The sequence below is a fragment of the Providencia sp. UF-183 genome, from assembly GCF_058246155.1.
The window spans coordinates 58,691-68,910 of record NZ_JBSICD010000025.1 but is presented as its reverse complement, the minus strand read 5'-3'; the positions used below and the strand labels follow the sequence as shown (position 1 = coordinate 68,910).

At 42.2% G+C, this 10,220-nt stretch carries 8 protein-coding genes; 2 read left to right on the top strand and 6 right to left on the bottom strand.

Features of this window, described 5'->3' with window-relative positions; translation table 11 throughout:
- Positions 1 to 139: 139 nt before the first annotated feature.
- From hemG to pepQ, 4 genes are read right to left on the bottom strand one after another with little or no spacing between them, the layout of a single operon-like run.
- A complete protein-coding gene (gene hemG, locus AC4IFT_RS19210) occupies positions 140 to 664 on the bottom strand; it encodes a menaquinone-dependent protoporphyrinogen IX dehydrogenase (RefSeq protein ID WP_490752299.1) in 525 nt (174 codons plus the stop codon).
- A gap of 50 nt (positions 665 to 714) precedes the next feature.
- Positions 715 to 2,166 carry a Trk system potassium transporter TrkH gene (gene trkH, locus AC4IFT_RS19205; protein WP_490736812.1) on the bottom strand — a complete coding sequence of 484 codons (1,452 nt, stop codon included), beginning with the start codon at positions 2,164 to 2,166 and terminating at the stop codon, positions 715 to 717.
- A 28-nt stretch (positions 2,167 to 2,194) separates the two neighbouring features.
- On the bottom strand, positions 2,195 to 2,809 hold the full coding sequence (locus AC4IFT_RS19200; protein ID WP_490736810.1) for an IMPACT family protein: 615 nt from the start codon (positions 2,807 to 2,809) through the stop codon (positions 2,195 to 2,197).
- Positions 2,809 to 4,143 (bottom strand): Xaa-Pro dipeptidase, encoded by a 1,335-nt coding sequence (gene pepQ, locus AC4IFT_RS19195; protein WP_490752297.1) that lies wholly within the window; start codon positions 4,141 to 4,143, stop codon positions 2,809 to 2,811. The genes AC4IFT_RS19200 and pepQ overlap by 1 nt, the downstream gene beginning before the upstream one ends.
- Positions 4,144 to 4,400: 257 nt before the next feature.
- Here pepQ and fadB point away from each other — a divergent pair, with 257 nt between their 5' ends.
- Both fadB and fadA read left to right on the top strand, forming a co-directional pair.
- Positions 4,401 to 6,593, top strand: a complete 2,193-nt coding sequence (gene fadB / locus AC4IFT_RS19190) for a fatty acid oxidation complex subunit alpha FadB (RefSeq protein WP_490752295.1) — start codon at positions 4,401 to 4,403, stop codon at positions 6,591 to 6,593.
- Positions 6,594 to 6,597: 4 nt separating this feature from the next.
- Positions 6,598 to 7,764: an acetyl-CoA C-acyltransferase FadA gene (fadA, locus tag AC4IFT_RS19185; protein WP_490736804.1), complete on the top strand. Its 1,167-nt coding sequence runs from the start codon at positions 6,598 to 6,600 to the stop codon at positions 7,762 to 7,764.
- 201 nt (positions 7,765 to 7,965) lie between these two features.
- Here fadA and fre read toward each other — a convergent pair whose 3' ends face one another.
- Positions 7,966 to 8,667 carry an NAD(P)H-flavin reductase gene (fre, locus tag AC4IFT_RS19180; protein ID WP_490736802.1) on the bottom strand — a complete coding sequence of 234 codons (702 nt, stop codon included), beginning with the start codon at positions 8,665 to 8,667 and terminating at the stop codon, positions 7,966 to 7,968.
- 10 nt (positions 8,668 to 8,677) lie between these two features.
- Positions 8,678 to 10,150, bottom strand: coding sequence for a 4-hydroxy-3-polyprenylbenzoate decarboxylase (ubiD, locus tag AC4IFT_RS19175; protein WP_490736800.1), 1,473 nt, complete (start codon positions 10,148 to 10,150; stop codon positions 8,678 to 8,680).
- Positions 10,151 to 10,220 lie beyond the last annotated feature (70 nt).

The following is a 10,220-nucleotide window of genomic DNA, read 5'->3' as shown; positions in this document are numbered from 1 at the left end:
GTTGTCTTGTTCCCGGTCAGTGGATGCGCATTATAGGGAGTCAGAAAAATCTGGCAACCCCTTTTTTGCATTTTTTTATTCAACAGCTGGATTATTAAACAAATCGTGTAAAAAAAGTATGATCTGTTGAAAAAAGGGACTATAAGTTATCAAATTCAACTGCGAATTGTGAAACATTTGCCCAATTAGTGTATTCAATCTCTGTATTAGGATCAGTTGGCCCATCCGTCATTTTCATAATTAGACGGATCATCATTCTATCAAACCATTTATAACGTGGATAAAACAATGCACCAGCAAAAACAGACTTCAATGTTGGCTTCCAAGGACAGGCTTCTAAGAATTTACGTGTGTAAGCATTTGTCTCTACGGTATTCTTACCTTCTTTTCTTGCCGTAAGGTTTACAGCAAAAAAAGCACTCGCCATTGAATTCAATTGGCTTTGATGGGAAATAACGAAACGCTGAAGTTTTTTATTGAAATGCCCATAACGGATAGAAGCTCCCACCAAAACCTTATCATAAGCAGCTAAATTAAAACTTTGCTCTGTATTTAAGTCACGAATATCGCACTCTCTGCCTAAGCTCCGCAATTGCTCCGCCATTTTCAAAACAATTTTTTTAGTCTGCCCATCAGTGCTGGAGTGTAGAAGTAAATAGCTCATTATCGTTCCTAGATTTTTATCATTTCTATATATAACAAAATTGTACTGAATTACTCACGCCAAAACGTTGGGGTCAGTAACACTAATAAGGTAAACACTTCTAAACGGCCAAATAACATGGTAACAACTAAAATCCATTTACCTGCAGGATTCATGCTCGTGAAGTTGTCCGCTACAGTCCCTAACCCTGGCCCTAAATTGTTCAATGTAGTGGCAATCGCCGAAAACGCTGAAAACTCATCAACGCCCGTTGCGATTAACAATAATAAACTAACCACAAAAACCAACGCATATGCAGAAAAGAACCCCCAAACCGCTTCAATGATGCGCTCTGGAAGTGCCCTCTGCCCTAGCTTGATAGTGTAAACTGCATTTGGGTGAACAAGCCGTTTTAATTCTCGGGAACCTTGTAAGAACAATAATAAAATACGGATAACCTTTAACCCGCCCCCAGTTGAACCAGCACATCCACCAACAAACGCCGCACACAATAAAAGCATCGGTAAAAATAGTGGCCAGCCAGAGAAACTATCTGTCGTAAACCCAGCCGTTGTGGCCATCGATACGACTTGGAAAAAGGCTTGATCAAGCGTTTGACCAAAACCACCATATACAGAGTGGTACATCAATACCGCAGTACAAACCACCACTAAAACAAATTGGAAGCTGATAAACATTCTAAATTCAGGGTCGCGCCAATAAATCCCAAGGCTTCGCCCAGTTAAAACCGCAAAGTGCAAACCAAAGTTACACCCTGATATGATGAGGAATACCCCGATAATGGTATTAATTGCTGGACTATTAAAATAACCGACGCTCGCGTCATGAGTAGAAAACCCGCCAATGGCTATCGTCGAAAAACTGTGGGAAATAGCATCAAACACATCCATCCCGGCTATCCATAATGCTATTGCACAGGCAATAGTCAATAACACATAAATAAGCCACAAGGTTTTTGCTGTTTCTGCAATTCTGGGGCGCATTTTGTTGTCTTTCAATGGCCCCGGCATTTCCGCACGGTAGAGCTGCATTCCCCCAACACCTAACAACGGAAGGATAGCAACTGCTAACACGATGATCCCCATCCCCCCAAGCCACTGTAGCATTTGCCGATAAAACAAAATCGCTTTAGGTAAAGAATCAAGCCCCGTTAGCGTTGTTGCGCCTGTCGTGGTTAAGCCAGAAAAGGATTCAAAAAAGGCATCTGTAACAGAAAGATTCGGCTTTTCAGAAAAGATAAACGGTAATGCTCCTACGCTACCAAGTACAGTCCAAAATAAGACAACAATCAGGAAGCCTTCTTTTGCTTTTAATTCGTGTTTACTGTTGCGCGTAGGTAGCCATAAAAACAAGCCAATTAATAGCGCCGTCACAAATGTCTGACTGAAGGCGCGCCCCGCTCCATCACGGTAAATTAACGCGACAATACCTGGAATAACCATGGTAAAAGAAAAAATGATGACAAGCAGCCCGACAATACGGGTTATTGCACGAAAATGCATTCGGCAGGTTCCTTGCTAAAGCGGTTGACTATTCAGATTCTGGTGTGAGCGTTAAAGCACCACGGCTTATATCGCGTAATCTATCATTGACCTCCTGCTCAAGGGTAGCAGGAATTGCAATTTGCAAAGCGACAGCTTCATTATAATCACTGTGCAAAATCACGCCATTGACCTGAGCAAGTAGCAGCTCTATTGCATTAATCAGCGAATAATCACACACTAAATTAAACACTTTTTGTGGGACTTTGGTTTGAGTCGGTAATATTTTCAACGCTTGTTGCGCACCGTTACCGTAGGCTTTTACCAATCCGCCTGTTCCCAATTTGATCCCACCAAAATAGCGCACAACAACGCAGGTGACCTCACCTAATTGGCTTCCTAACAGTTGCGCCATAATAGGTTTGCCTGCCGTTCCTGTTGGTTCTCCGTCATCAGAAAAGCCCAATTGCTGAGAATCATCAGGGCGGCCAGCGACAAATGCCCAGCAATGGTGCCGGGCATCGGGGTATTGCGCTTTAATCGATTGAATATAATCTTTTGCCGCATCAATACCCTCGGTATGAGCTAAATAAGTAATAAATCGGCTTTTCTTTATTTCTTCGGTAAAAGAAATCGTTTCTGCTGGTATTAAATAAGGTTTCATTAACGTAAATGCAGGTCTCGAGTCATATTTTCAATACGATTCGCATGGATCACGATATTGTCTTCGATGCGAATACCGCCGTATGGCTTAAAGAACTCAATTTTATCCCAATTAAAATGCTGACTAAACTCACCCTTTCTCCACGATGAAAGCAGTGATTCAATGAAGTAAAGGCCCGGCTCAATAGTTAACACCATTTTAGGCTCTAGAACCCGAGTGCAACGCAAGAAAGGATACATTTTTGGTGCCGCAAGGTGTGTTCCGCTATCATCTTGCATAAAGCCAGCCGCATCATGAACTTGCAGACCTAATGGATGCCCTAAACCATGAGGTAAAAATGGTGTTGTTAAACCATTCTCGACCATTGATTCTTCGCTAATACCATTAATAATGTCATGTTTCGCAAGAATTTTGGCTATACGGTGATGCATATCTACGTGGTAATCAGTATAACGGACACCCGCTTTAATGGTATCAATGAGAGAAAGCTGTTCTTTGTTTACATCTGCGACCAATTCAGCAAATTCATCTTTGCCTTTTGCTGCATATGTTCTCGTGATATCAGCAGCGTAACCGTTATATTCAGCCCCTGCATCAATCAAGAAACTCCGCAATTCAGCAGGAACGGATTGCTGTAATTTAGTGTAATGGAGCACCGCTGCATTTTCATTTAACGCAACAATATTGCCATACGGTACGTTAGTATCGCGGTGGCCTGTTGATTGTAAATAGCTGACATTAATATCAAACTCACTCATTCCTGCACGGAATGCTTCCAATGCGGCAAGGTGGCCATTTACCGCCATTTTTTGTGCTTCACGCATACAATACAGCTCATAGTCCGTTTTATAGGCGCGATGGAAATGGTAATAGTCTAGAACTGGCTTCGGATTGATATTATTTAATGAGATGCCTAAAGATTCGGCCCTTGCGGCTGCTGAACCAATATAAGCAACATTCTCTTTTGGTAAGCTAGCAAGAAACCCTTTGATATCATCAGCATTTTTTAAATGAATCAGTTCGACATCTTTCGTCCAAAAGCCATTTGGTAATGGCTCAACACTGTGCCAATAATCAACGGGTGAGTAAAACCATAATTTAGGCTTATTAACGCCATCGACTAATAACCAAGAATGGGGAACATCGGTAACAGGAACCCAAGCTTTAAAGTGTGGATTAACCTTAAATGGGTAGTCACTATCATCAAGAAAGACGCGAAGTGGTTCACCCGAATGAATCAATATGGCATCTAATTTGCTGCGCTGTAAGACTTGCTGAGTTCTGTTTTGTAACGTTTTAATATGATCAGCGTAGAGTGCAGTCAGTTTTTCCATTTCCTTCAACCTTTCAGCATTAATTAGAAAATCCAAGCTTATCACGTTCTGTTCTTAACGGATATGCACTCTGTTGCAAACCCACATTAATCTATTGATTAATAATTAAAATATCATTTTAAAGCAACATTATTTCACTTAATTGCTGTGACCAAGATTCCAGTTTTGTTATTAACCGTTTGCAATTAATTAACATTCTAGTCACACTCAAATCATCTGGTCATACCAGATAACTTTATCATATAAAGGAGAACAGAATGCTTTATCAAAGTGAAACAATCTATATTCAATGGTTGAAAAACGGTATTGCAGAACTGGTTTTTAACTCGCTAGGGCCAATCAATAAATTGGATACCCACACCGTTGCTTCACTGGATGAAGCTGTGTCTGTTCTTGAGCAACAATCTGATCTGCAAGGTGTTATTATCCGCTCTGATAAACCAGCTTTTATCGTTGGCGCCGATATCAAAGAATTTCTCTCATTATTTGAAGCACCAAAAGAAACCCTCAGTGAATGGCTACAATACGCTAATAGCATATTTAATCGCATTGAAGATCTCCCCGTTCCGACGATTTGTGCAATCAATGGCTATGCGCTTGGCGGCGGCTGTGAGTGTATTTTATCGACAGATTTTCGTATTGCATCCCCTGATGCACGTATAGGCCTACCCGAAACAAAACTCGGTATCATGCCAGGATTTGGGGGCTCCGTTCGTTTACCAAGGCTAATTGGCTTAGATAGCGCGCTGGAAATTATTACGGCGGGTAAAGATGTCAGCGGGCCCCAAGCCCTCAAATTAGGTTTAGTTGATGCCGTAGTTGAAACTGAAAAACTACCGCAATCGGCTTTAGCCGTTATCGAATCAGCTATAGCTGGGAATATTAACTGGCAGAAGAAACGCCAGCCTAAACTAGCCCCTCTTCAATTAGGCCCACTTGAGCAAACCATGAGTTTTAATGTGGCAAAAGGCATGGTATATCAAGTCGCAGGAAAACATTACCCAGCCCCCATGGTGGCAGTCAATACCATCGAAAAAGCGGCAAATTGTACTCGTGATGAAGCATTAAAGCATGAAACAGCCGCTTTTGTTCCTCTCGCCCACAGTGATGTTGCCCGCGCATTAGTAAGTATTTTTCTTAATGATCAACATATTAAATCTAATAGCAAAAAGCTTGCTCAAAATGTTAAAACACCAACACAAGCTGCCGTTTTAGGTGCTGGTATTATGGGAGGCGGTATTGCCTACCAATCAGCCAGTAAAGGCGTCCCTGTTTTGATGAAAGATATCAATGAGAAATCTTTAGACCTCGGTATCGAAGAAGCACAAAAACTGCTGAATAACCAATTTGAGCGAGGGCGGATTAGCGCAGCTAAAATGGCAACAACTTTAGCTGCGATTCATCCATCACTTTCTTATAGTGGCATTGAGAATAGCCAAATCATTGTCGAAGCAGTCGTTGAAAATCCAAAAATAAAAGCCGCAGTTTTATCTGAAGTGGAATCACTTGTTTCACCTGAGACGATATTGGCCTCTAACACTTCAACAATTCCAATTTCCATATTGGCCAAGTCACTAAAACGTCCTGAAAAATTCTGTGGAATGCATTTCTTCAACCCTGTACACCGCATGCCATTAGTGGAAGTGATTCGTGGTGCACAAACATCTGACGATACAGTCGCACAAGTCGTTGCTTACGCGAATAAAATGGGTAAAACACCAATCGTGGTGAATGATTGCCCTGGTTTCTTTGTGAATCGCGTTCTATTTCCTTATTTTGCAGGTTTCAATTTGTTACTCCAAGACGGTGCTGATTTCAGAGAAATCGATAAAATCATGGAGAAAGAATTTGGCTGGCCAATGGGCCCAGCTTACTTACTTGATGTTGTTGGTATCGATACTGCCTTCCATGCCGAACAAGTGATGGCTCAAGGTTTCCCTGAGCGGATGAGTAAAATGGGTAAAAATGCAATTGATGTGATGTATGAACAGCAACGCTTTGGCCAAAAGAATGGAAAAGGTTTTTATCAATATGAAAAAGATAAAAAAGGAAAGCCTAAAAAAATTAATGACCCGCAAACCGATGAGCTACTGAATTCTATCTACAAAGTTAAGCGTTCATTTACGAAAGAAGAGATTATCACTCGAATGATGGCTCCCATGATAAACGAAGTTGTTCGTTGTCTGGAGGAAGGCATTATTCAAAGTCCATCTGATGCTGATATTGCTCTGGTTTATGGTTTAGGTTTCCCACCATTTAGAGGGGGGGTGTTCTGCTATTTAGACACTCTCGGTAGCCAATCATACGTAAAAATGACGGATACATATGCATCATTAAGTCCGCTGTACCAAGCACCTGAAGGCTTAAAAGCAAAAGCGGCTATCAATGCTACCTATTACCCACAACCTCCTGTTGTGGCTATTGATCTCAAAAAAGTTGCGAGGGGTTAATTCTATGGAAAACGTCGTCATTATTGATGGAATACGCACACCAATGGGCCGTTCAAAGGGTGGAGTATTTCGCCATGTTAGAGCTGAAGACCTTTCTGCACACCTTATGAATGCAATTTTTGAACGTAACCCTAATGCAAGTAAAAAAGATTTGAATGACATTATCTGGGGATGTGTGCAGCAAACATTAGAACAAGGTTTTAATATTGCAAAAAATGCCGCTTTATTAACTGATATTCCCCATACCGTACCCGCAGTCACGGTCAACCGCCTTTGTGGTTCATCAATGCAGGCGGTACATGATGCGAGCCGATTAATTATGACGGGTGATGCTAATTCAGTTTTAATTGGTGGTGTGGAACATATGGGTCACGTTCCTATGACACATGGCATCGACTTTAACCCAAAACTCACACTGAGAGTGGCTAAAGCCGCTGGAGCTATGGGGCTAACCGCAGAAATGCTAGCCAAAATGTACAAAATTAGCCGCGAAGAACAAGACGCCTTTGCGCTTAGGTCTCACCAACTTGCTGCTGCTGCCACAAAAAATGGCAAGTTCGCTAATGAGATCGTTGCTACTGAAGGGCATGATGCTGATGGGAATCTTATTTCCGTAAATTATGACGAAGTCATTCGTTTAGATGCAAGTCTCCAAGGCTTAGCTGCCCTTCGCCCTGCTTTTGATCCTGTGAGTGGCACAGTAACTGCTGGGAATTCATCTGCGTTATCAGATGGTGCATCCGCCATGTTACTCAGTAGCGAAAGCTATGCTAAGCAACATGGTATTAAACCGAGAGCGAAAGTTAGAGCAATGGCGGTTGTCGGTTGTGATCCTTCTATTATGGGCTTTGGCCCTGTGCCTGCGACTGAAATGGCGCTAAAACGAGCAGGTTTATCTTTAAATGATATTGATATTATTGAGTTAAATGAAGCATTCGCGGCTCAATCCATCGCATGTTTAAAAGGGTTAAATATCGCTGAAAGCCTTATTGATGAGAAAGTAAACCTAAACGGGGGGGCTATTGCGCTGGGTCATCCACTTGGTTGTTCTGGCGCACGGATCACAACTGCGCTACTGAATCAGCTAGAGCACAAAGATAAGCAATTTGGTTTAGCTACAATGTGTATTGGTTTTGGTCAGGGGATCGCCACAATTATTGAACGAGTTTAATGTCGCTTTTCGTAAAACGTTGCGTTTTTGTCGATGTTCCCGCCTAGTCAGGGGCGGGTTTTTTTACCTTTCTCTAACCTGATGACCTCGACAAGTTTTAGGGTTATAAACAACAGAAAGTGCGAAGATCCCTAGGAGTTATGTAATATAGGATAACAAAGGGAGCAGAGTGAAGCCCCCTACAATTTGTACTAGCGCAGATTAAATGAATTCATAAGCATCACCAAACAACCGTTCAGCTTTAGCTCCCCGCTCATTACAAAAACGATCTCTCGCACTTTTCGCCATCTCAAAACGACCTGCAATATAAATATCGTGCTCTGAAAGATCGCCAAAGTCTTCTAATACTGCACTAAGAACCGTTCCAGTTCTACCTCGCCACAATTCATCTGGCTGTTCAACAACAGGAACCACTTTTAAACTTGGATATTTTTCACTAAGAGCTTGAAGTTCACCAAGATCATATAAATGTTCTAACTGGCGCCCCCCCCAATAAAATGTGATATCCCGTTGAGGGTTTTCTGCTAAAGCTGCAAGCAATATTGAATGGGTGTAAGAGAACCCCGTCCCCCCTGCAATTAAAATCATTGGATTATGGCTGTCTTCACGAAACCACGCTTTACCATGAGGAATGTCGATATCAATGCGTTGCTGATCTAAAATTCTATCCATTACCGCCATTGCATATAAATTAATTTCAGAAGCGCCGATATGCAATTCGATGGTACCTTTAGTGCAGAGAGTGGATGCCATTGAAAATGGTCGCTTATCACGCTCATCCATCACGACCATTAAATATTGCCCTGCTTTAAAATGAAAGGGACCATCTGGCAACAAGATAACCCGATAAACCGTATCCGTGATAGATTCGACAGATGTGACTTTACAGCTTAAAGTTGCCATGCTTTCCCTCTTATTTTTCAAAAATTTTCAATTGTTCCCAGATATCATCAATGCGAGATTTAACACTTTCAGTCATGACAATTGGGCGCCCCCACTCTCGGTCAGTTTCACCCGGCCACTTATTTGTTGCATCTAGCCCCATTTTTGAACCTAAACCCGATACTGGGGAAGCGAAATCAAGGTAGTCAATTGGGGTGTTTTCCATCATAACCGTATCCCGCGCGGGATCCATTCGTGTCGTGATCGCCCAAATCACATCTTTCCAGTCGCGTGCATTGATATCATCATCGCAAACAATAACAAATTTAGTGTACATGAATTGGCGCAGGTATGACCAGACTCCCATCATGACTCTTTTTGCATGTCCTGCATATTGCTTTTTCATTGTCACAACAGCTAAGCGATATGAGCAACCTTCAGGTGGTAAGTAAAAGTCGACAATTTCTGGGAATTGTTTTTGTAAAATTGGCACTAGAACTTCATTTAATGCTTCACCAAGTACCGCAGGTTCATCAGGCGGACGGCCTGTATATGTCGAATGATAAATTGCATCACGGCGTTGAGTCACGTGAGTGACGGTGAACACAGGGAAGTTATCGATTTCATTATAATAACCAGTGTGGTCACCATAAGGCCCTTCAGGTGCCATCTCACCGGGCTCAATATAGCCTTCGAGGATAATTTCTGCACCCGCAGGCACTTCAAGATCATTAGAAATACATTTAACAACTTCCGTTTTATTACCGCGCAATAAACCAGCAAAAGCATATTCAGATAAGGTGTCCGGGACGGGAGTAACCGCACCTAAAATTGTTGCAGGGTCAGCACCTAATGCTACAGCCACAGGGAATTTTTCACCTGGGTGCGCTTGGCACCATTCTTGGAAATCTAGCGCACCACCTCGATGAGATAGCCAGCGCATAATAACTTTATTTTTACCCAGAACTTGCTGGCGATAAATGCCAAGGTTTTGACGCTCTTTGTGAGGCCCTCTGGTGACAGTCAGCCCCCACGTAATGAGTGGCGCAGCATCTTCTGGCCAGCAGTGCATTACAGGAATTTTAGTCAGATCGACATCTTCACCAGCCCAAATTTGTTCTTGGCAAGGCGCAGAACTTAAGCGTTTAGCGGGCATATTCAGCACTTGCTTAAATTTAGGTAATTTATCGAATAAATCACGAAAACCTTTCGGAGGATCTGGCTCTTTCAGAAATGCCAGTAATTTGCCAACATCATGGAGGGCTTTGATATCTTCTTGCCCCATTCCCATCGCAACTCGTTTGGTTGTCCCAAACAAATTACACAGAACAGGCATGTCGTAACCTTTTGGGTTTTCAAATAATAAGGCCGGTCCCCCTGCTCTTAGGGTGCGATCTGCAATTTCAGTCATTTCCAAATAAGGATCGACTTCCATTGTTATGCGTTTTAACTCGCCTTGCTTTTCCAGCTGCGCGATAAAATCTCTAAGGTCACGATATTTCATTATCTTCTTTACTATTACAGAGGGAGTCTCATTATAAGACGTCCGGCCAAGGTTACAAGTTACTGCTTAA

Excerpts from the sequence above, each read along its gene's own strand:
- pepQ (WP_490752297.1), bottom strand. The coding sequence starts at position 4,143 with ATGGAAAAACTGACTGCACTCTACGCTGATCATATTAAAACGTTACAA.
- fre (WP_490736802.1), bottom strand. The coding sequence starts at position 8,667 with ATGGCAACTTTAAGCTGTAAAGTCACATCTGTCGAATCTATCACGGAT.
- AC4IFT_RS19200 (WP_490736810.1), bottom strand. The coding sequence starts at position 2,809 with ATGAAACCTTATTTAATACCAGCAGAAACGATTTCTTTTACCGAAGAA.
- ubiD (WP_490736800.1), bottom strand. The coding sequence starts at position 10,150 with ATGAAATATCGTGACCTTAGAGATTTTATCGCGCAGCTGGAAAAGCAA.
- hemG (WP_490752299.1), bottom strand. The coding sequence starts at position 664 with ATGAGCTATTTACTTCTACACTCCAGCACTGATGGGCAGACTAAAAAA.
- fadB (WP_490752295.1), top strand. The coding sequence starts at position 4,401 with ATGCTTTATCAAAGTGAAACAATCTATATTCAATGGTTGAAAAACGGT.
- trkH (WP_490736812.1), bottom strand. The coding sequence starts at position 2,166 with ATGCATTTTCGTGCAATAACCCGTATTGTCGGGCTGCTTGTCATCATT.
- fadA (WP_490736804.1), top strand. The coding sequence starts at position 6,598 with ATGGAAAACGTCGTCATTATTGATGGAATACGCACACCAATGGGCCGT.